The organism is Halomarina litorea (genome assembly GCF_024227715.1).
In the GTDB taxonomy this organism is placed as follows: domain Archaea; phylum Halobacteriota; class Halobacteria; order Halobacteriales; family Haloarculaceae; genus Halomarina; species Halomarina litorea.
The window spans coordinates 921,058-942,289 of sequence record NZ_CP100448.1; the positions used below are offsets into that span (position 1 = coordinate 921,058).

Genomic DNA, 21,232 nt, shown 5'->3' on the forward strand with positions numbered 1-21,232 from the left:
CGCGCCGGGGTCGCGAAGCGACCCCGGCAGTGTAAAAGCTGGAGCATCGCCGGACTGCACCGCAGTCCGGCTAGCAGTCAGAGCGCGCGGCGCTCTGACGGCATCACCAGAACGGCTCCGCCGTTCTGGTTAGCAGCCAGAAATCCCCGATTTCTGGCGACAAAAGGATTCCCTCACCCGTTCGAGCCTTCGGCTCTCACGGGTTCGGTCACCCCGCTCGCTCCGGGAGACTCGCGTCGCTCGTCTCCCGTGCTCCCGTTCGCTTCGTCGCCGGCGCTCGCGCCGGCTTCCGGCGGGACCTTCGGTCCCGCCCAGCTCACGGGAACTTCACTCGCTCGCGGTACAGTGCCCCGACAGCCCCGCGCCAGACCGGACTAGTTTTTCGTCGGGCGGAATTTCGTCTACCGCGCGTCGGTCGGTCCGGTCGTCTGCTCTGGTACACCACTCCGGCCCCGTCCGAGTCCGCCGAACACGCCAGCGACCGTCAGGAGCGTCTCCCCGAGTATCGCCGGTCGGTTCGGTCGAACCCAGTTCGGGTAGTGCTCTCCGGTGCGTGTCTCCCCGAACCAGAGCGTGTGGTCGGGTCCCGCTAGTTCTGCCCCCTCCCGTTTCCGGGATTGCCGTTCCCCGGGTTGTCCTCCTGTCCCGGCGGACCGTCGCCGCCGGATCCACGCCCCGGGTTCTGCCACGCATCCACCGCCTGGACGGGGACGGTCGCCCGGACCGCCGAGTTCGTCGCTCCCCTGACGAACTCGGCGAGCGGTGTCTCCGGGGGGTTCTCCGCTATCTCGACCAGTCGGCCGTCGATGCCGATGCCGTACGTCCCGCTGTTGCCCTCGACGAACACGAACGACTGGTTGGCGCGGGTCTGCACCGATATCCGCTGTCCGATGCGGTCGCCGGCGAGTTCGCTCGGTATCTGGAGGTCGGGGTCGAGCAAGTCGCGAACCTGCCCGGGCGGGGTGTCGAAGAAGACGTACACCGCACCCCCGTCTGGCGCGCCGAGGTCGCTGTCGGGGACGCCGACGATGGTGTCCGGTTGCGGCCCGCCCGTGACATTCGCCACGCGGACGACGTAACCGGGCCGGAAGACGAGCGGCGAGTCCTCGGGACTGCCACCGCCGCCGCCACCGCCGCCAGGTCGGCCTCGCGCCCTGTCGGGGAGTGGCTGGACCGGTTCGTCGAAGTCGTCGGGTTCCTCGCGGACGCGGAAGATACCCCAGAGACCGCCCTCCAGTCGCCGGACCTGCTTGGTCTCCTGGTAGACGTAGTCGCCGACGGAGTTCGTCGTGTTGCCCGCGCCCCCGACGAGGTCGTACGCGGCCGCCTTCCCGACGCTCAACTGACTGTTGACCCCGGTGTCGGCGGAGACGGCGACACCCTGATACCGGGCCCACTGGTGGCCCGAGAGGTGGAACGCGATGGCTCGGCCTTTGTCCGCGGCCTGCCCGACCCGGAACGTCACCGGGTCGTCCAGGAGAGCGCGGAGGACGGGCGTCGCCGGGTCGCCGTGGACCTCGGAACTGTAGACGAGGTGGGGGTCGTCCGGTCCGTTCTCGAACCGACGGACGAACGGTTCGGCCCGGTAGTTGATGCCGAAGTACCCGTGGTCCTCGGAGTCACCGATCTGCGTACAGGGGCCGTCGTCGTCCTCCTCGCCGGGCGGGACGACGCAGTTCCGGTTCGGGCCGCCGTTGACGACGTACTGGCCGTCGGCGAACAGGAGGGCGTTCTCCCGGAAGTCCGGCAGCCGTCCCCCCCGGGGGTTCGTCACCATGCACTCGGGGTCGGTGGGTATCGGTTCGGCGGTGTCGTTCGTCAGTACGACCGACTCCTCCGGTTCGATGACGAGTTGTCCGAACGACCCGTGGTGTCGGTTGCTGCGCACGTCGGCGAAGTCCCAGAGGACGGTCGTTCCGAGGGGTTCGTCCGTGTACCAGCGGTAGGTGACGGTCTCTCCCCGGTCGGCCGTCTGGTCGTAGTTGAACCCGACCGTCGCGCCGTCAGAGCCGTTCACGTCGTAGGCGATGCGCTGGGGGTGCAGAGAGATGCGCTCGGACCGCTCCCACGGGCGCTCGATGCGCATCTCGGGGTCGGGGTGATTGTCGTTCAGGTTCTGCAGTTCGTTCGTCACCCGCACCTCGACGAGTTCGCCCTCGTTGGCGCGGATGGTCAGCGGGACGAGTTCTCGAACGCCGTTTCGGACCTGGTTCGCGTAGACGCTCGCGACGAACGCCACTCCGTGCGGGTCGCGGTCACCGTAGTCGTCGTAGCGAAGCTGCGTCGAGACCGCCGCCACATCGTAGACGCGGTCCGGTTCCCGGTCGTCGGGCGCCGGGTTCCCCGGACCGGGGTGAGCGGGCGGGACGTTACCGACGGCGCTGTTCTGCCGGGCGTCCCTGTCGGCCGGACGACTCGTGTCGTCCCCCGACCCGTACCGTAGCTTCGCCTCCTGGCCGAGGTCGGTCCAGTCGAGGTCCGAGTAGACGGCGGGGTGTCCCATCTCCCGGAGGTCGGTCTCGGAGATGGACCCGCCGGGGGACGACCCCGGGAGCGACCGGAGGTGGTCCACCCGTTCGCCCCAGACGCGGACGAGACCCCACATGCCACACCAGAGGTCGTCGACGATGCTCGACCCGTAGCGGTAGTCGCGCACCGGCAGGCCGTCGGGGTTGTCGAGCTTGTCGAACGGGAACTGTTCCGACTCCGGCGGAACGGTGTACGTGAACGCCTCCGAGGTACCGATGACCTCACTGACGGAGTCCTGCGGGTCGAACCCCTCGGGGTCGATTCGAAGCCCGTGGAGCCCGAAGTTGTGCTGCTCCTCGTAGGCTCCCTGGAACACGCGGAACCGAATCGTGTCGTCCTCGTAGGCCTCGAGGACGGGGGTCTCGGGGTCGCCGTGGACCGCCGAACTGTGGACGTACGCCGGGTCGGGGTCGTTTCGGGTGTAGTACGGCGCGTTCCGGTAGTTGATGGCCATCGTCCCGGCGTTCTGGTTGTGCTCTCGGTCCTGATTGATGAACCGTCCCTGTCGGTCCCTGAGCTGGGCGAAATCGTGGAGGTGGAGGCACTGCTCGCGGAAGCTCTCCCCGCTCGGTGGGTCGATGATGGCCTGCGCGCCGCTGTACACCGGGTCGCCGGAGTAGGGGTCGCGCCACTCCGACCCCTCCGGTTCGACGATGAGGCCGGCGAACTGGCCGTGCATCACCTCCCCCAGCCCGACGATGTGGTCGTGGAAGAAGATGGTTCCCTCCTCGTCGGCGAACCAGCGATACTGGTTCCGCCCGCCGTTCGCGGCGGTCTCCTGGGTGTAGTTGTAGCCGGTCGCCAGCGAGTCGGAGCCGAGCAGGTCGTAGCCGACGAAGTGCTGGTGCATCGAGACGTCGTGGTCGAGTTCGTTCACGAGCGTGAACTCGATGCAGTCGCCGACGTTCGCCCTGATGAACAGCGGTTCGGGATTCAGTTCGCCGTTCCTGACCGCCTCGGGGTCGGTCACCTGGTGGGTCTCGCCGTCGATCGTCGCCTCCTCCAGGATGTAGAACTGCCCGTCCGGGTCGTGTTCGCCGGCGTCGTTGTAGACGATGTCGGTCGACATCGCCCGGAGCGTGTATTTGATGGTCCGATTGGCGTCGACACAGGGGTCGCTGTAGGGTGCCCCCGGGACGATGTCGCCGAGTGCCGCCCGCTCGGTCGGCGTCGGCCCCCGGGCGTCCTCCTCGGACGCCTCCCGTGCGCTCTCGGCTCCGGCGGCGATGGTGGGTTCGTCGAGCGCCGGTTCGTCCGGGGGGAGTCGCCCCCGCTCGCCGGGGACGAACTCCGGGAAGCCGAGCGGCGAGTCCGCCGCCAGGAGGTCCCCCGTGTTCGGTAGTTCGGCCAACCAGGGTCGCCGCTTGTCGTGGACCCGCATGAACCCCCACATCCCCTCGCCGTAGTGCGGGAAGAGGTGGCAGTGAAAGAGCACGTCGCCGGCGTTGCCGTGAACGTAGCCCGCGCCCACCTCGAAGGCCTGCGCGAACGTCATGTTCGGGCGGGTGCTGCCGGGCCCGTGGCCCGCGACGAGGTAGGACTCGAACGTCTCGCCCAGGCCGATGGTCTGGGCGTCGATGGTGTCTGCGCCCGTCCGGGGGACCTGTTTCCAGCGGTGGTTGTGGAGGTGGTGGACGTGGTTCTCCTCGCCGGAGGCGCTCGTGAACACGAACTTCACCGGGTCGCCCACGTAGGTCTCGTAGACGTTGTCGCCGCCGCCGGGGTCGCCGTTCGTCCACGAGTTGTAGAACCCCTTCTCGAGGTCGCAGTCCGCGCAGTCGTCGTTGACGCGCTGGCCGGTCGGGTCCGCACGGTAGTTGATGGCGTGGACCGTCTGCGGAGTGTCCGTTCCGGGCCAGGTGAGGTCGGGGGTGAGACCTTCCGGCGTGTGGTAGTGGATAACGAACTCCCGGTAGTGTGAGTCTCCAACCTGCGGCCCGATGGGGCCGTGGATGTCGGCGCGGACGCCGCTCCGAAGCGGGTCGCCGGTCTCGGGGTCGGTCCAGCTCGTGCCCGGCGGCTCGACGACGAGCATGCCGAACAGGCCCCGAGAGAGGAGGTTCGCCTCCTGGGGTGGCGCGTCGGCGGTGGCGACCGCCTGATTCGCGCCGTCGTAGAAGAACTTGCCGCCCTCGCTGACGGCCTGCCACCGATAGGTGACGGTCTCGCCCGGCTGAGCGACCGTACTCGGGTTGAACCCGACGGCCATCCCGTCGCTCCGCTCGACGTCGTAGGGCAGCGACGTCTGATGGATCGACGCCGGACGGTCGAGGTGGTTCGTGAAGGTGATTTCGACGGTCTGCCCGCGGTTCGCACGGATCGTGAGCGGCTGGATGACCGAGGTGTCGACGCCCTCTCTCGGGTCCGTCCCGTCGATGAGCGAGAAGCCGTCGTCGGGCGTCACTCCCGATGCCTCCCGGACCGCGTCGAGGTTCTCCTCGAGGACGTACATCGCACCGTTGGGCTGGTGGAGGTCGAACGCGTTGTAGACGATGTCCACCTCGACGGCGTGGACGTCGAACGACCTGACGTCGGATTGGTTGCTCGCCGCCGCCGTCTCCATCCCCGCTCCCGGCGCGGCCTCCCCGAGACCCATCAACAGCGACCCCGTCGACAGCGCACCCGTCCCCTTGACGAACGTCCGGCGCCGGACGCCCCCTGCGTCGTTTCTCGTCTCCTCACCGTCGTCTCCTCCTCTTGACATACCTCGACTCACAGACTCCCCTGATTATATATCCCCATTAAATAACAAGTGAATTACATGAATTCGCGCGAGAAGTTGGTAAATCGTGGAGGATACCTACACGGATGTAATTCGGATGTGCTGCTGCGGGGACGATGCCCCGACTGCGCTTCGAGGCGCGTGGGTTGCGAGACTCGGGGTGACGACCCGAGGTACCGTCCGTCGGTCCCCTGCTTGACCCTCCCTCGTCGGCTATCGGGACTCGGGGCGCTCACCGAGCCACGCGTCCAGAACCCGCATCCGCCCCCGAGTGCTCTCCCACTCTACCTCGTAGTCCAGTTCGATGGGCCGGGCCATGTGCGGGCCGTCGGTGACCAGCGTCTCGAACTCGCCGCCTTCCCCGAGGATGTGGACGCCGTACTCCTCGTTCAGGGCCTCCAGTTCGTCCAGCGCCTCGGAGTCGAGGGTCCGGCCGACCCACGACTCGTCCAGTCCGTGGGCGGCCACCTGGATGATGGTTATCTCGAAACCGGCGTCGAGCATCGCCTCGCCGAGTTCTCGGGGGTCCTCCTGCCAGAGCGGGGCGAACAGGTCCGCGCCGAGGCGTTCGCACATCCCCTCGATGCGGGCGGTCTGGTACTCGCTCTCGACTGCGCCAGCGGTGACGCCGCCGATACCCCCCCACGTGACGGCGAGGCGTTCTAAGGCCTCCTCCAGCGGTTCGAGTTCCCGGTCTCCCTGCTCGCCCGAGTCGGGGACGTCGTCCGCGCCGAAGTCCTCGGGGTGGACCGAGAGCAGTTCGATGCCGATGGACTCGGCGGCCAGTTCCGCGAGGTCGGTCGCGGGCACGTGGTACATGTAGGAGTCGCCCGCCGGATGGACGGTGACGAGGCGTTCGACGGGGTGGCCGGCCTCCATCGCGCGGTAGAGCGCCCACGAGGAGTCCTTGCCCCCGGAGAAGAGGCTCACCCACGGGTAGCCGGCGTGGTCGTCGCTGTCGGTCATGGACGGGGTAGGCGGCAGGACGGCTTACGGGCTACGGAACGCCCCGTGGGACCACCACGTCAGGGTCCGGTCCGCGAGTCGAACTCCTCGTCCACGCTCAGGCCGTTCATGTAGGTGGCGAAGCGCACCCCGAGCAGGCTCACGAGGATGCCGAGGACGACGAACGCGGCGAGGCGCGGCCCCGAGGAGAGTTCGAACCCGTCGAACGAGAGGGGGCCGAGCGTCCCTGCCGGGAGGACGAGCGGGCCGATGACGCCCGCGTTCTCGAGGAAGAAGGCCGTGAACCCCCGGACGACGAGGCCGATGGCGAGGACGCCGAACGGGAGGTTCATCAGCGAGGCGGCGACGCTCTCGCCGTCGTCGCGCAACACCTCGTCGAGCAGGCGACCGGTTGCGGCCGCGAGCGCACCGAGCGCCAGCCACGGCACGCTCTCGTAGACGAAGCGCGTCGCCAGCAGGCCGACGCCGAGCGACTCGTCCATCCCGGAGATGGCGAGTGCGCCGACGAACGCGCCGACGAGCGCGAGACCGACCGCGACGACGTAGGTGACCAGCGACACCTGTCCGGAGTAGAAGGCGTCTCTGAGGCTCCGGGGGAGGCCCGTCAGCAGGTCGTCGATGCCGAGTCCCTTGTAGAGGAAGAACGTCCCGATGACGCCCGCGACGATGGCGACGGCGGTGGTGACGCTGTCGGCGACCGAGAGGAGGACGGGGAAGGCGAGCAGCGCGGCCCCGATAGGGACGAGGACCGTCCCGCGCAGTTCCTCGTCGCCGAGGAACTGCTTCAGCAGGTAGTACGTCGACTCGATGTCGCGGGCCTGCCGGACGATGACGCGGTCGACGGCGTCCACGCGGACCCGGCTCTCGACGATGGGGACGACCTGCTCGTCGTCGGCGCTGTCCACGACGACGACGGCCGCTTCCGGGCTGTACCGGGTGACGAGTTCGTCCACCTGCGCGGCCAGCGAGAGGTCCCCGCGGGCGCTGTCGGCGGTGCTGGAGACGACCGCGACGATGGCGTCGTCGCCGTCGGCCTCGATGTCGCGGGCGACCCGGAGGGTCTCCAGCAGGCAGTTGACGCCGCTGTCCTCGGGGTCCTCGATGCCGACTTCCGTGACGAGCGCACGCACGTGGCGCTCCCCGACCAGCGGCGTGTCCCGGTCGGTGGCGGCGACCCGCCCCTCGCGGTCGATGCACAGCACCAGCGTGCTCACGTCTGTCGAGATGCCCCGTCCCGCCAAAAAACCACACGTCGGTCCCGCCCCCCGGCCTCAGAGGCGAACGTCGACGTCGGCGTCCGAGTCCGCGAACCGGCTGGCGATGCCCGCACCGAAGGCGTAGGCGGTGGCCTGTGCGCCCCCGCGCAGGCGCTGACGGAGCCCCCGCGAGGGTTCGAACTCGGCGACGCTCACCTCGCGGTCGAGCAGTCCCTCGACGTGGTCGACGACGTCCTCGCGGGTCCCGAGGGCGTCCACGAGGCCGAGGTCGAGGGCGCGTTCGCCGATGTAGACCCGGGCCTCCGTCTCCCGAATCGCGCCGGGTGCGATGTCCCGACCCTGTGCCACCCGCTCGACGAAGTGCTGGTAGTAGTCGTCGATGAGTCCCTGCAGGTAGGCGCGTTCCTCCTCGTCGATGTCGCGCAGGGGCGTCCCGGCGTCCTTGAACCGCCCGGCGGCGAAGCGCTCGTAGGACAGGCCGAGTTCCTCGGCGAACTGCGTGGCGTTGACCCGTGACCCGATGACGCCGATAGAGCCGACGATGCTGGTGTCGCGCGCCCACAGTTCGTCACACCCGCTCGCGATCCAGTAGCCCCCGCTGGCGCAGGTGTCGGTGGCGTAGGCGACGGTCGGCCCCTCGAAAGCCATCGCGGCGTTCCTGATGTCGTCGCTCGGGACCACCTCCCCGCCCGGCGTGTTGAGTTTGACGAGGAGGGCGTCCACGTTGTCGTCGTCGTCCGCGTTCCGAATCTGCTCGACCACGTCGTCTGCGGGCGTCCCGCTGCCTCGACCCGGAATCGAGCCGAAGTCGCCCGTGCGCGTGATGGGCCCCTCGACTGCCACCTCCGCGACGTTGTACGTCGCGACGAGTCGTCCCGCGAGTCTGGCGCCGACCCGGAACCCGACGAACGCGGCGAGGAGCGTCAGCACCACGCCGAGGATGGTCGGCCCGTCGGTGTCGGGCACGTCGGGCAGTGTCACGAAGAGGAACCAGCCGACGAACGCGGCGAGCGCCGCCACCCCCAGCGCGACGAGCAGTTGCCCGAGGCGCCGTTCCCTGCTGTCTGGTGCGGTCATGGCCCGTCTGCGGGTGGCGTGGAGTTAAAACTACGCGGGAGGGGGTGCGTCGTCGGGCGAAAAACGGGCGGTCGCGGCCGCGATGCGGGCCTGTCGAGGTGCCTGTCGCGCCGTGGTCAGACTGCCGCCGCGGCCTCTTTGAGTTCCTCGTAGTCGGGTTCCGTCTCGGGGTCGTCTGCGGTCCACGCGTACGTGACCTGACCGTCCGAGTCAACTACGAAGACGGCGCGGTTGGCGACGCCGTAGAGGCCGAGTTCGGGCACGTCCAGCGAGAGGCCGTAGTCCTCGATGGCCTCGCGGCTCATGTCGCTGACGAGGTCGAACTCGAAGTCGTACTCGTCGCGGAAGGCGTTGAGCGAGAACGCGGAGTCGGCGCTGACACCGTAGATGGTCGCGCCGGCCTCCTCGAACCCGTCGATGTCCTCCTGCAGGGCGTTCATCTCGTTGGTGCACGGCGGCGTGAACGCCCCGGGGAAGAACGCGAGGACGACGGGTGCCTCGTCGAGATGCTCCGAGAGCGTGAAGTCCTCGACGTCACCGTTCGCGACCTTCGCCTCGATGTCGGGCGCGCTGTCGCCTTCGGATACCATACCCGAGAGGAGGGGCGTCACACGGAAAAGTCCGGGTCCCCCACTTGAGTGTGGGCCTACCGGCGAAGGAATTGACGGGGCAGTTCGGCCCGTCCGCCCGTCCAGTCAGTCGTCCTGCGCGGCGGCCCGCCCCGGCGCGTCACCGGCGGTGATGGTGTCCTCGACCTGCGAGTAGACCAGCAGGAGGGCGAGGAAGGCGAGACCGGCACCGAACGTGAACGGCGCGGCGAAGCCGAACCGGACGAGGTATCCGGACGCCAGCGGCCCGATGGCGACGCCGAGGCCAAACGCCGTCGTCAGCACCGAGAGGGTGGTCCCCGACTGGCCCTTCCCCGCGAGGTCCCCCGCGAGCGCCAGCGACGGGGCGAAGACGAGCGCGACGGCGATGCCCTGCAGGAGACGGAAGAGGAGCATCAGGCCGGGCGCGACGCTCCCTGCGAGGACGGCCGGAGCGCTCCCCTCCACGGCCGCCGCGATGCCGGGGACGTACCCCTGCAGGAGGACGGAGGGGACGAGGAGGACGAACCCCGCGACGATGAACGGGCGGCGGCCGTACTCGTCGCTGGCCCGCCCGATGGGCACCTGGAAGAGGACGTTCGCGATGACGACGGCGGCGAACTGCACCGAGAAGAGGAACTCCTCCTCGCCGAGTTGCGTCTTGATGGTCTCCTGTAGGGTGGCGAACAGGGCGATGGTGATGGCCATGAAGAGGGTGCAGACGCCGAGGACGAACACGGGGTCGAGCAGTTTCGAGCCGTCACGGTCGAACACGCGAAAGGAGAGGTCGTCGCCCGCCTCCGCCCCGTCGCGCTCCGGGTCCTCGATGAGCAGACTGACGAGCGCGAAACTGACGACGGCTCCGAGGACGGCCACCGAGAAGGCGGCGTTGAACCCCGTGAGTTCGCCGAACGGCGTCGTGTACGGCCCGGCCTGCACGACGAGGCCGGCCACGATGGGACCGAACCCGAACCCGATGAGCCGGAACGTGTTGAACACGCCGAAGTTCCCCCCGCGTTCGGTGTCGCTGGCGGCGAACTCGTTGACCAGCGCGATGGTCGCGGGGATGGTGAACGCCGCGCCGAGTCCCTGCAGGGCGCGGATGAGCAAGACGAGTTCGTAGCGATGGACGAACGGGTAGGCCGCGCTGGCGACGCCGAACAGCGCGAGGCCGAAGAGGACGAACACCCGACGCTTGCCCAGTCGGTCGGAGAACCGTCCGGTAAACGGCTGACCGAAGCTGTTCAGGAAGCCGAACAGCGAGAGGACGAGACCGACGAGGAAGGGGACGGTGAGTTCCAGCCCGAGGACGCTCGACCCCACGATGCCGTCGAGGACGATCTGACCGCTCTCGATGTACAGCGGGAGGACGATGATGAGAAACGAGTTGCCGAGGGCATCGGCCATGCGGGCCAGCCCAAGCGTGAGTACACGGTTGTCCGTGCCCAGGACCATTGGTCTCCGTACGGCCGAACGCGCCATACCACTTCGCATCACCCTCGAAATCGCGACTTTCGGGCCTCGCCTCCGGACCGCCAGTCGGCAGACAAGACCAAGCCCTCGGCGCGCGTCTGGTACGGCATGACCCGAACAATCAAACTCAGCCGTGTCGAGTCGGTGCTCTCTGCCCTCGAGTACCCCATCTCCCGTACGGAGGCCGCGAACGGCTGCGACGACGTGACCGTCCTCCTCGCCGACGGGGAGATGAATCTCGGGGCGACCATCGAGGAACTGGGCAGCGACCGCTTCGAGACCGAGGAGGACCTCGAGATGGAGGTGTTCTCGCAGTTGCCCGTCGGCGCGGTGGGCGAACCCGGACAGTCCGAAGGCGACGCGTGAACGGCCGGCGAACACGGCGCTTATAGGCGTCGGGCCGATTGGGCCTGCTATGGAATTCTGCGACGAGTGCGGTTCGATGATGAAGACCAACGACGAGGGGATGTGGGTCTGTGCCAGCTGCGGCTACGAGAAACCCCGCGACTCCGCGAACGAAGCCCAGATGACGACCACACAGGGACAGGAACACAGCGAGGTCATCGACGTGAGCGACGCCGAGGACAAGGGCCTGCCCACCACGACGGTCCACTGCCCCGAGTGCGGCAACGACCGCGCGTACTGGTACATGCAGCAGATTCGCTCGGCAGACGAGTCCGAGACGCGCTTTTTCGTCTGTACCGAGTGCGAGCACAAGTGGCGCGAGGACGACCACTAGCTCCCGTCGAGACCGTCCGAACGTTCAAGACCGAGAGCGGGGCCACCCCCCGCATGGTCTGACGCTCGCCGCGAGGAGCCTCCGCGGGGACCTGCACCCCCCGACGCCGCGCCCGGTACCGCCGTGGTCGCGTGACGCCCCTCCTCGCGTCTGTCCCCTCGCGTCGCCTGCCCGCCCCCGCGGTATCCGAGACTCCCTCCGGTATCCGACGCCCTCCGCCACCCGGCGGTTCGCCGGTCGCCCGACGACACCACCACTGAAGAGCGGCGCGCCCGTACCACGGTCAATGGCCGTCCCACCGTCCTCACTGCCCGACGTCCCCGAGCGACTGCTCGACGACGGCGGGTGGACGCTCGTCGAAGAGCGCGAGGAGACGCTGTTCCGCCTGCCGACCGCACGGGTCCGCGGCTACACCACCCTCTACGAGGACGGCGACCTGCGAGAGGGTATCGAGCGCGTCGCGGACGTCGACCGCCAGTGGCGCTTCTTCTTCGCCACCCGTCTCTCGTTCATCCCCCCGCTCGCACCGGGCGTCGGCCCGGCGATGCTCACGCCGACGGTCCAGTCAGAGGCGCGACGCCGGTTCGCCGACGACCTCCGGGAGCGTGGCTTCGAGGCCGTCTCGCGCGGTCGGACCGAGCGCATCCGCGTCCGCTCGGGCGGGCGGGCGTACCTCCAGTCCTTCGAGGCACGCCTCCCGGTCGGCGTTGCCGGCGTCGAGACGGTGGACGTAGAGGGGTGGCTCGGCGTCTGGACGACGACCGGCGAGTTCCGACTGGCGGGCGGGGCCTACCCCACCGACCTGCCGGGACTCGGCGACGCACTCGGCGTCCCCGACCTGCCGGACGCGAGCGAGTGTCGAGAGGAACTGTGGCGGCTGATACGGGCCGTCGAGTGACTCCGACCGGCCCGCTCAACTGAAAAAGCGCATCGGCGCGGCGATTGCGGCCCTGAGCGCGCCGCTCGTGACGACTTCGACCGGCGCGAGGTCGGCGAACTGCGGGCGGGCGTCGGCACCGAGACGGGCGACTGGCGTCCCGTCGACCTGTATCACGACGGTCACGTCGAGGTCACGGAGCACGCGGTCGAGTTCCGCGAGGCGCGCCCCCTCGGTCCGCACGAGGGCGACGCCGACCCGGACGGAGGGGAGGTCGACCAGCACCGTGTCCGTGTACGACTCGATGTTGATGGGCTGGCTGTCGATGGTGAGCGTCAGATCGGCCTCGACGTCGACGGGTTCGCGCTCGCGGTTCAATCCGACTTCTCCCGCGTGCTGATGGTGACGGTGCCGTCCACGCGCCAGTGTGCGTGGTCGGCCCCCTCACCGGCACGGCTCGGGACGAACACGTTCATGTCGTCGAACTCGTACTCGATGACGGCGTTCCGACCGGTCAGTCGGTCGTACAGCGCGATGCCGAGGTCCGGCCACGTCGTCGTCTCGTCGGTCCGCTCCGCTTTGGACTCTGTGTCGCTCATGATACGCTATTGAACACGCCTGACTGACACATAAGGCTACTCGCTGGCAAGGGGTTTGCCGGATATCCCGCTACGCTCGGGCGAAGACGAGGTACCCCGTGTGTCCGACGCCCGCCGTCGACGGGCGCGACCCGCGCTCGTCGAAGTCCATCTCGCGCTGGATGGTCTCGAACGTCGTCACCTCCTGCAGGCCGGCCTCGGTGGCGGCCCGAACCACGTCGCGTGCACCCTCGACGAACGGGACGTACGCGGCGAGGTACCCGCCCGGGACCAGCAGGTCCGGCGCGCGGTCGACGATGCTCGGGGCGTCCTCCGTGTCGAGGGTCAGGACGTCGAAGGACTCCTCGACGAGCGCGTCGAGGTCCTCGGTGAGGTCGCCCGTCCTGACCTCGACGCGGTCGGCGACGCCGGCCAGTTCCATGTTCTCGCGGGCGACGTCGGCGAACTCGGCTTTGCGCTCGTAGGTGACGACCTCCGCGCCGGCACGCCCGAGGTACGCCGACAGGATGCCCGTCCCGGTGCCCGCGTCGAGGACCCGGTCGCCGCCGGTCGCTCCCGTGTGGCCCATCACGAGACCGATGTCGCGGGGCATCATCGGCGCGCCCGTCCGGTCGAGGTGGTTGAACAGGTCCGGGCCGCGCAGGGCGCGGACGTCGAACGACTCGCCGAGGTGCGTCTCGACGGTGTCGCCCGGTTCGACGTTCTCTGGGACCTCCAGCACGCCGAGGTCCGTCTCCAGCGTCGCGCCGGGCGCGAGGAGGTACTCCCGGTTGCCTCGGACGAGAAGTATCACTCGAGGCGCGAGACGGCGGCCGCGAGGTCGCCGCCCTCCGCCTCGAGGGCTTCGCGCGCCTGCTCCTTCGTCGACCCCGTCCGCTGGGCGACGATCTCCACGTCCGCCTCGGGGATGTCGCCGTCACTGCCGGCGTCGGCCTCGGCGTCCGCCCCTCCGCTCTCGACCGCCGGGGCGTCGCTGCCGCCCGCACCGCGTGGCCGGGACTCCGGTTCCCCGACGATCTGGTAGGTCGCCTGTCCCTGTGCGTCCATCCGCTGGACGTCCGCACCCGTGAAGACGAGTTCCTCGTCGGGGGTCCGGATGATTACCTCCTCGGCATCGAGCTCCGTGATGTCGATACCCATCTGCTCCATCATCTGCTTCATCTTGCGCGGGTCGAGCCCGCCGCCTCCTCCGAACATAGGTGGACGGTGGTAATGCCTGCTAAAAAAGCCAGCGCACTTGGTGCAGGATTCGTCTCCAGATTCTCGGAGGTCGCGTCCCGCCCCGGGCTACGCGGGTGCTCCCTCGCGTACCTTCACGGCGACGCCCGTCTCGAAGTCGCGCATCCCCGCCGCGGGAAGTTCGGCGCGGCCGACGCCCAGCAGGTCGCCGTCGTAGGTCACGAGCACCTCGTCGCCGGGCCGGACGTCGCCGTCGACCTCGCGGACGAACTTCGCGAAGGCGTTCTTCCCGTCGCGGACGAACGGGCCGCTCTCGTCGCCCACCTCGACGCGGGGGCGGCCGAGGTCCGCGAGGAGCCGCCTTCCGCCGGCGATTCCGAGCGTGAACCTGCCCTCGACGGTGTAGGAGACCACCCTGGTGCCGTCGTCGGTCCGGACCTGCTGTGGACGGCCCGTCGAGGAGCGCAACACGTCGAGGGACTCGTCGTCGGGGAAGAGCGCGGCGCCCGCGCCGGCCCCGAACTGGTAGTCCGCGACGGTCCGCAGGCGCGCCCGCTCGTCGTCGTTCATGTGCCCGCCTGCCGCCGGGCGGGTAAAGACACGTCGAAGCGCGGTCGGCGAGACTACAGCAGGTAGCGCTCCGTGTCCTCGCTCAGGTCGATGAAGGAGTCGGCGGCGTCGATGAGTTCGCTCGCGGTGGACTGTCGGAAGCCCATCACCTCGATGCGCGTCCCCTCGTGGCGGACGTGCGAGCAGAGGCGGGCGAAGTCCCCGTCGCCCGTACAGAGGACGATGGCGTCGACGTGCCGGGCGAGGGTGACGGCGTCGAGACTGATACCGACGTCCCAGTCGGCCTTCTTCGTCCCGTCGCCGAAGGTCTTCAGGTCCTTGATCTTCGCCTCGAAGCCGATGTCGCGCAGGGCCTCGAAGAAGGACTCCTCTTCGGGAGCCTGCGCGCGGACGACGAAGGCGATGGCGCGCACGAGCCTGCGGTTCTGGACCGCGGAGTCGAGCAGCGACGCGTAGTCCACGTTCCGCGAGTAGAGGCTGTGAGAGGTGTGATAGAGGTTCCGCGCGTCGGCGAGGACCGCGACGCGCTGGTCGGGGTGCAGCGGTGGCATACGCCCTCTCTGGTGGCCCGGCGGATAGCGCTTCGGCTTCGAGGCGCCGGGGCGCACCGGCGCGCCGGGAACCGACGTGAAGCTTTTAGCTCGTCACTTGCTACCATCAGTCATGAACGAGGTGAGACTCTACCGGTCGGCTCTGATGTGTCCGCTGTGTCACTGTGAACACGATGTCGAGGGCTCGCTCCGTGCGCACCTCGCCGGGGACCACTCGACGACCGACCTCGTGGACTTCGTCGTCGCCGCCGTCGACGCCGAGGAAGCGGGACCGCTCGCGGGTGTCGGACACTAAAGTCGGACCGCTGGCAGGTATTGGTGCGGGTCACAACCCCTAAGTTCACGCGGTACCGTCGTTCGGCCATGCACCCCATCGCCACGGTCGGGGGCGGCGCGACTTCTGCTAAACGCGCGTAGCGTCTGGTCCACGGCGGGGTGGCGTCCCGTCTCGGGCCTGTTCTCGGTACACGGACAGCGATGCGACCAGCGTCCACGCGATACGACCCACGACCCACGACACACCACACGATGACGTACGAACCCTACACCGGCGTGTTCCCGGCACTCACCACGCCCTTCGACGACGACGACGGTATCGACCACGAGACACTCGCGGCCAACGCCCGACGCCTGCAGGAGGCGGGCGTCGACGGCGTCGTGCCCGTCGGCACCACCGGCGAGAGCGCGACGATGACCCACGACGAACACATCGAGGTCATCGAGACGGTGGCCGACGCGGTGGACGTCCCCGTCGTCGCCGGGTCCGGGTCGAACTCGACGCGCGAGGCACTCGAACTCTCCCGGCGGGCGGCCGACGCGGGCGCGGACGGCCTCCTGCTCATCTCGCCGTACTACAACATCCCCGAACCCGCGGGCATGGAGGAGCACTTCCGGACCGTCGCAGACGAAGTCGACCTCCCGCAGGTCATCTACAACGTCCCCGGGCGGACGGGACGGAACATCGCCGTCGAGACGGCGGCGTCCCTCGCCTCCCACCCGAACATCGTGGGCTACAAGGCCGCCAGCGGCGACCTGAACCGCGTCACGCAGGTCGTCGAACACACGCGCGACGAGGCGTTCTCGGTGCTCTCGGGCGACGACGCCCTCACGCTCCCCGTCATCGCCCTCGGCGGGGCGGGCTGTATCAGCGTCACCGCCAACGTCGAACCCGAGCGAGTCTGTGCGATGGTCGGCGCGGCACTGGAAGACGACTACGGCCGCGCCCGCGACCTCCACCACGAACTGGGGCCGCTCAACCGCGCGCTGTTCGCCGAGACCAACCCCATCCCCATCAAGACGGCCCTCGGCATCCGCGGGCACATGTCCGACCGGATGCGTCCGCCGCTCTCGCCGCTCTCGGAGGCCAACCGGGAGGAGTTAGCGTCGATTCTTGCGGCCCTCGACAGCGCTACCACCCCCGAGGTCGAACCGCGACCATGAGGGTTGCTGTCACGGGCGCGACCGGCCGGATGGGCCAGGCGGTCATCGGCGCCGCCCGGGAACGCGGTACCGAAACGCTCCCCGTCTCGCGGGCGAGCGAACGAATCGAGGGGTTCGACGCCTCCCCCGCCTCGAACCTCGCGGCTGTCCTGACTAGCGAGTCGCCGGACGCGCTGGTGGACTTCACCGCGCCGGGGGCGAGCGTCGAGTACGCCGCCGCCTGCGCCGAGGCGGGCGTGCCACTGGTGACGGGCACCACCGGCTTCTCCGAGGAACAGGTCGAGGCCCTGCGCCGGGCGAGCGACGAGGTTCCGGTCCTGTACGCGCCGAACTTCTCGCGGGGCGTGAGCGTCCTCGATTCGCTCGTCCGCGAGGCCGCCGAGTCGCTGCCGGGGTACGACATCGAGTTGACCGAGACGCACCACAACGGCAAGCGAGACGCGCCAAGCGGAACCGCCGAACGCCTCCTCGAAACCGTCGAGGAAGCGGGTGAGACGACCGGTCGGACCCACGGTCGGGAGGGCATCCAGCCCCGGGAGGACGGCGAAATCGGCGTCCACGTCCGTCGCGCGGGCGACGTGCGCGGCGAACACGAACTGCTGTTCGCGGGCAACGACGAGGTGCTCACGCTCACCCACCGCGCCGAGTCGCGAGGGGTGTTCGCGGCGGGCGCACTCGACGCCGCGGAGTGGGTCGCGGGTCGTGACGCCGGCTGGTACGACTTCGGGGAGGTGCTCGCCGCGTGAGCGCCCTCGAATCCGACGTCGCCGACCTGTGGGCGCGCCGCGAGGACGGCCTCACGGCGGCCGACGCCGGCCTCGACGATTTGACGACGCTCGACGCCTTCCTCGAAGCGCTGGAGGCGGGCGAGGTGCGTGCCGCCGAGAAGCGCGGCGGCGAGTGGGAGGCAAACGAGTGGGTCAAGCGGGGCATCCTGCTGAACTTCGCGCTCCGGGAGACCCGCGCCCGGGAGTACGGCGACGTGACCTACCACGACGTGCTCCCCCTCCGAGACACCGCGGACCTCGGCCGTCGCGGCACGCGAAACACGCCCGACGGCACCGTCATCCGTCGAGGGGCGTACGTCGGGAGCGACGCCATCCTCATGTCGCCCGCCTTCGTCAACGTGGGTGCGCACGTCGGCGACGGCACCCTCGTGGACTCCTGCGACACCGTCGGGTCGTGTGCGCAGATAGGGAGCGACGTGAAACTCGGGGCGAACACGCTCATCGGCGGCGTCCTCGAACCGGTCGAGAGCGCGCCCGTCGTCGTCGAGGACGGCGTCTCGCTCGGTGCCGGCTGCCGGGTCACGAGCGGGTTCGTCGTCGGCGAGGACTCCATCGTGGGCGAGAACACCCTGCTCACGCCCCGCATCCCCGTCTACGACCTCGTCGAGGAGGAGGTCGTCTACGGGCACTTGCCAGCAGAACGCCGGGCGTTCATCCGCTACGTGGAGTCGAGCGTCGGCGACCACGACCTGTTCGACGGCGGGGCGTACAAGCCGGCCGTCGTCGCCACGCACATCGAGGACGAGACCCTCGAAGCCACGGAACGGGAGGGGGCGCTCCGGGAATGAGCGGCGACGTACGGCGGCTAGACGAGTGGGACGCCCCCCGACTGCGGGGGCTCGCCGACGAGTTCGACACACCGCTGTACGTCCTCGACCCCGACCGCGTCCGGAAGAACTGCGACCGTCTCCTCGGGGCGTTCCCCGCATCGGACGTGCACTACGCGGTGAAGGCCAACACGACCCGGACCGTCCTCGAAACCGTCCGCGAGGCGGGCCTCGGAGCGGAGTGCGCCTCCGCCGGGGAAGTCCGGCGCGCCCTCGACGCGGGCTTCCCCGCGAGCGAGGTGCGCTACACGGCCGTCAACCCGCCGGGGCGTGACCTCGACGCCGTCGTCGAGTGGGCCGACGAGCACCCGGAACTGACCGTCACCGTCGACTCTCGCGACACGCTCGAACGAATCGCAGACCGGGGCTACGAGGGCCGCCTCTGTGTCCGGGTCAACCCCGGCGTCGGCGCAGGCCACCACGCGAAGGTGACGACCGGCGACGCCCCGCAGTTCGGCGTGCCCTACGACCGCGCGCCGGGGCTCTGCGAGGCCGCACGCGACGTGGGCGACCTCGTCGGCCTCCACGCCCACGCGGGCAGCGGCATCATGGGCGAGGACCTCTCGGCCCACGAGGAACTCGTCCGGCGGATGTCGGCGCTCGCGGGCGAGGTGGGCGAGGATGGGTCCCTCGAATTCGTCGCCGTCGGCGGCGGCTTCGGCGTCCCCTACCGGCCCGAGGAACCGCCGCTGGACCTCGACTCGGTGGCGGAGACGACCCGCGAGGCGTTCGACTGCGACGCCCGCCTCGCCGTCGAACCCGGGCGCTACGTCGTCGCGGACGCGGGCGTCCTCCTGACACGGGTGACGGCGACCACGGAGACGCCCGAGACCACCGTCGTCGGGGCCGATGCGGGCATGACCGACCTGATTCGCCCGGCGCTGTACGGCGCGTACCACCACATCGACTGCCTCGCGCCGGACGCCGCCGACCGCGAGGCCACGACCTGCCTCGTCGCGGGGCCGGTCTGCGAGACGGCGGACATCCTCGGGGAGGGCCGTTCTCTCCCCGAACCACGACGCGGTGACCTCCTCGCGGTGGGCAACGCGGGAGCGTACGGCTACGAGATGGCGAGCCAGTACAACTCCCGGCCGCGACCGGCCGTCGTCACCGTCGACGGCGGGACGGTCGCCCGCCGCGAGACGCTCGCAGACCTCACGCGACTCGAACCCAACTACCACACATGATTCCTGTAGAGAAGTACCACGGCACCGGCAACGACTTCATCGTCGTCGACGCGAACGCATCCGTCCCCGACCGACGGGGCTTCGCCGTCGAGCACTGCGACCGCGAGACGGGCGTCGAGTACGGCTCCTCGGAGCGGGTCGGCGCGGACGGCGTCCTCTTTCTCGCGCTCGAAGACGCCTTCGACCCGCCGCGGGTCGTCATGACGCTCGTCCAGCCCGACGGCTCGACCGCCGCGATGTGCGGCAACGGCGCGCGGGTGGCCGCCCAGTGGGCCGCCGAGCGCACCGGGAGCCACGAGGTGATGATAGACACTCCGGCAGGGACCCGCTACGCCGTCCTCGACGGCGACTCCGTGCAAGTCGAGATGGGGCCACCGACGTTCACCCCGAAGGCCGTCCCGCTCGCCCCCGACCGCGAGGGGTCGCTCCTGGAGGAGGACGTGGAGGGCCTGACGGTCTCGGCCGTGAACACGGGCGTCCCGCACGCCGTCGCGTTCGTCGACGACGTGGACGCGGTCGACCTCGAGTCGGTCGCGCCGCCGGTCCGCCACGCCGACGTCTTCCCCGAGGGCGCGAACGTCACCCTCGCCAGCCCCGACGGTGACGGCGGGTTCCGCCAGCGCACCTTCGAACGCGGCGTCGAGGGCGAGACGGACGCCTGCGGCACCGGTGCGGTCGCCGTCGTCGCCGTCGCCCGCGAACTGGGGAAGGTCGCCGCCGGGGACGCCGTCACCGTCACCCCGCCGGGCGGCGAGTTGACGGTCACGCTGGACGGCGGCGTTGCCTACCTCCGCGGCCCCGTCGCCCGCGAGTTCGAGGGCGAACTCCCCGTTCCGCACACCCGATGAGCTTCGACCCGCTCGCCTTCCACGAGCGGGCGGTCCGGACGCCCTCTCACGAGTCGGTCGACGGGATGCGCGACCTGCTGGTCGGAACCCTCGACGAGAACGGCGCGGACCCGCGGGTCGACGGCGCCGGGAACGTCCTCGCCTCGACGGGCGAGGGCGACTTCCACCTCGTGTTGAACACGCACCTCGACACCGTCCCGCCGCACGTCCCGTTCTCCCGTGACGGCGACACGGTCCGCGGTCGCGGGGCCTGCGACGCGAAGGGACCGCTCGCGACTCTCGTGGACGCCTTTCTCGCCGCCGACCCCGACTACCGCCTCACGCTCGCCGTCACGCCCGACGAGGAGACCACCTCCGCCGGAGCCGACGCCCTCTCTCTCGACGGCGACGCTTACATCGTCGGCGAACCCACCGGTCTCGACGTCTGTACCGCCGCACGGGGGCGCTTCGAGGGGGCCGTCACGATACGGGGCGAGGCGGGCCACGCCGCCCACCCCGAGTCGGGCGTCAACGCCGTCGCGGGCGCGGAGGGGGTCCTCCGGGCGCTCCGCACCTTCGACGCCGAACACGGACCCGGCACGCACGACCAGTTGGGCGGGCCGACGCTCACCCCCACGGGTATCGCCGGCGGCGAGGCCATCAACCAGATTCCCGCCGCGTGTCGGGTCGACGTCGACCGCCGGAGCGTCCCGCCCGAGACGGCAGAGGGGTTCGAGACGGCGCTGAACGACCACCTCGCCGCCACCGCACCCGACGTGGACGCGACGTTCGCGCTCACCGAACGCGAGACGCCCTTCCTCGAAGCGTTCGCCACCGACCCGGACGACTCCCTCGTGGCTGCCTTCGAGGGGGCCGGCGCGGGCGACGTGCGTCCCTTCGGGGCGGCGACGGAGGCGTCGTACTTCGCGCCCGCTCCAACCGTGGTGTTCGGGCCGGGGGTGCTCTCGGACGAGGTAGGACCCGTCGCGCACGCCGAACGGGAGTACGTCTCGCGGGCAGAGGTCGAGGAGGCGGCGACGATACTGGGCGACGTGCTGGCGGCGTTCTGAAAGGTAT

22 protein-coding genes are annotated in these 21,232 nt (G+C 69.8%); 10 read left to right on the plus strand and 12 right to left on the minus strand.

Annotated elements, in window-relative coordinates:
- Positions 1-589 precede the first annotated feature (589 nt).
- The 6 genes from NKG96_RS05040 to NKG96_RS05065 form a co-directional block, all read right to left on the minus strand.
- The gene (locus NKG96_RS05040) at positions 590-5,233 is read right to left on the minus strand and encodes a multicopper oxidase domain-containing protein (protein WP_254537378.1); all 4,644 of its coding nucleotides are present in this window, start codon (positions 5,231-5,233) and stop codon (positions 590-592) included.
- Between the two features lie 231 nt (positions 5,234-5,464).
- A complete protein-coding gene (locus NKG96_RS05045) occupies positions 5,465-6,217 on the minus strand; it encodes a diphthine--ammonia ligase (RefSeq protein ID WP_254537379.1) in 753 nt (250 codons plus the stop codon).
- 59 nt (positions 6,218-6,276) lie between these two features.
- Positions 6,277-7,431: a DUF373 family protein gene (locus NKG96_RS05050; protein WP_254537380.1), complete on the minus strand. Its 1,155-nt coding sequence runs from the start codon at positions 7,429-7,431 to the stop codon at positions 6,277-6,279.
- 57 nt (positions 7,432-7,488) lie between these two features.
- A complete protein-coding gene (gene sppA, locus NKG96_RS05055; RefSeq protein WP_254537381.1) occupies positions 7,489-8,511 on the minus strand; it encodes a signal peptide peptidase SppA in 1,023 nt (340 codons plus the stop codon).
- Positions 8,512-8,627: 116 nt separating this feature from the next.
- Positions 8,628-9,101, minus strand: a complete 474-nt coding sequence (locus NKG96_RS05060) for a redoxin domain-containing protein (protein WP_254537382.1) — start codon at positions 9,099-9,101, stop codon at positions 8,628-8,630.
- Between the two features lie 105 nt (positions 9,102-9,206).
- Positions 9,207-10,553, minus strand: coding sequence for an MFS transporter (locus tag NKG96_RS05065; protein WP_254537383.1), 1,347 nt, complete (start codon positions 10,551-10,553; stop codon positions 9,207-9,209).
- Positions 10,554-10,679: 126 nt separating this feature from the next.
- Between NKG96_RS05065 and NKG96_RS05070 the strand changes: the two genes are divergently transcribed.
- The 3 genes from NKG96_RS05070 (at position 10,680) to NKG96_RS05080 (ending at position 12,208) form a co-directional block, all read left to right on the plus strand.
- On the plus strand, positions 10,680-10,937 hold the full coding sequence (locus NKG96_RS05070) for a DUF5789 family protein (RefSeq protein WP_254537384.1): 258 nt from the start codon (positions 10,680-10,682) through the stop codon (positions 10,935-10,937).
- Between the two features lie 49 nt (positions 10,938-10,986).
- The gene (locus tag NKG96_RS05075) at positions 10,987-11,310 is read left to right on the plus strand and encodes a transcription factor S (protein ID WP_254537385.1); all 324 of its coding nucleotides are present in this window, start codon (positions 10,987-10,989) and stop codon (positions 11,308-11,310) included.
- A gap of 286 nt (positions 11,311-11,596) precedes the next feature.
- Positions 11,597-12,208: a DUF6517 family protein gene (locus NKG96_RS05080; RefSeq protein WP_254537386.1), complete on the plus strand. Its 612-nt coding sequence runs from the start codon at positions 11,597-11,599 to the stop codon at positions 12,206-12,208.
- A gap of 15 nt (positions 12,209-12,223) precedes the next feature.
- Here NKG96_RS05080 and NKG96_RS05085 read toward each other — a convergent pair whose 3' ends face one another.
- The 6 genes from NKG96_RS05085 to NKG96_RS05110 all read right to left on the minus strand — a co-directional run bounded on the left by NKG96_RS05085 (position 12,224) and on the right by NKG96_RS05110 (position 15,086).
- Entirely contained in the window at positions 12,224-12,565 is a 342-nt protein-coding gene (locus NKG96_RS05085) for a hypothetical protein (RefSeq protein WP_254537387.1), read from the minus strand.
- Positions 12,562-12,786 (minus strand): hypothetical protein, encoded by a 225-nt coding sequence (locus NKG96_RS05090; RefSeq protein ID WP_254537388.1) that lies wholly within the window; start codon positions 12,784-12,786, stop codon positions 12,562-12,564. Before NKG96_RS05090 ends, NKG96_RS05085 begins: the two co-directional genes overlap by 4 nt.
- 70 nt (positions 12,787-12,856) lie before the next feature.
- Complete coding sequence (locus NKG96_RS05095) at positions 12,857-13,579, minus strand: methyltransferase domain-containing protein (RefSeq protein WP_368409282.1); 723 nt, start codon at positions 13,577-13,579, stop codon at positions 12,857-12,859.
- A complete protein-coding gene (locus NKG96_RS05100; RefSeq protein WP_254537389.1) occupies positions 13,576-13,983 on the minus strand; it encodes a nascent polypeptide-associated complex protein in 408 nt (135 codons plus the stop codon). Before NKG96_RS05100 ends, NKG96_RS05095 begins: the two co-directional genes overlap by 4 nt.
- Positions 13,984-14,073: 90 nt before the next feature.
- Positions 14,074-14,535 carry a PUA domain-containing protein gene (locus NKG96_RS05105; protein ID WP_254537390.1) on the minus strand — a complete coding sequence of 154 codons (462 nt, stop codon included), beginning with the start codon at positions 14,533-14,535 and terminating at the stop codon, positions 14,074-14,076.
- 53 nt (positions 14,536-14,588) lie between these two features.
- On the minus strand, positions 14,589-15,086 hold the full coding sequence (locus NKG96_RS05110) for a LabA-like NYN domain-containing protein (protein WP_254537391.1): 498 nt from the start codon (positions 15,084-15,086) through the stop codon (positions 14,589-14,591).
- Between the two features lie 112 nt (positions 15,087-15,198).
- On the opposite strand from NKG96_RS05110, the gene NKG96_RS05115 reads away from it, so the two are divergent.
- The 7 genes from NKG96_RS05115 to NKG96_RS05145 all read left to right on the plus strand — a co-directional run bounded on the left by NKG96_RS05115 (position 15,199) and on the right by NKG96_RS05145 (position 21,225).
- The gene (locus NKG96_RS05115) at positions 15,199-15,381 is read left to right on the plus strand and encodes a hypothetical protein (protein ID WP_254537392.1); all 183 of its coding nucleotides are present in this window, start codon (positions 15,199-15,201) and stop codon (positions 15,379-15,381) included.
- A 233-nt stretch (positions 15,382-15,614) separates the two neighbouring features.
- A complete protein-coding gene (gene dapA, locus NKG96_RS05120; protein ID WP_254537393.1) occupies positions 15,615-16,526 on the plus strand; it encodes a 4-hydroxy-tetrahydrodipicolinate synthase in 912 nt (303 codons plus the stop codon).
- Positions 16,523-17,272: a 4-hydroxy-tetrahydrodipicolinate reductase gene (gene dapB, locus NKG96_RS05125; protein ID WP_254537394.1), complete on the plus strand. Its 750-nt coding sequence runs from the start codon at positions 16,523-16,525 to the stop codon at positions 17,270-17,272. Before dapA ends, dapB begins: the two co-directional genes overlap by 4 nt.
- Positions 17,269-18,102, plus strand: coding sequence for a 2,3,4,5-tetrahydropyridine-2,6-dicarboxylate N-succinyltransferase (locus NKG96_RS05130; protein WP_254537395.1), 834 nt, complete (start codon positions 17,269-17,271; stop codon positions 18,100-18,102). The genes dapB and NKG96_RS05130 overlap by 4 nt, the downstream gene beginning before the upstream one ends.
- Positions 18,099-19,328, plus strand: a complete 1,230-nt coding sequence (gene lysA / locus NKG96_RS05135) for a diaminopimelate decarboxylase (protein WP_254537396.1) — start codon at positions 18,099-18,101, stop codon at positions 19,326-19,328. Before NKG96_RS05130 ends, lysA begins: the two co-directional genes overlap by 4 nt.
- A complete protein-coding gene (gene dapF, locus NKG96_RS05140) occupies positions 19,325-20,176 on the plus strand; it encodes a diaminopimelate epimerase (protein WP_254537397.1) in 852 nt (283 codons plus the stop codon). Before lysA ends, dapF begins: the two co-directional genes overlap by 4 nt.
- Entirely contained in the window at positions 20,173-21,225 is a 1,053-nt protein-coding gene (locus NKG96_RS05145; RefSeq protein ID WP_254537398.1) for a M20 family metallopeptidase, read from the plus strand. The genes dapF and NKG96_RS05145 overlap by 4 nt, the downstream gene beginning before the upstream one ends.
- Positions 21,226-21,232: the final 7 nt, after the last annotated feature.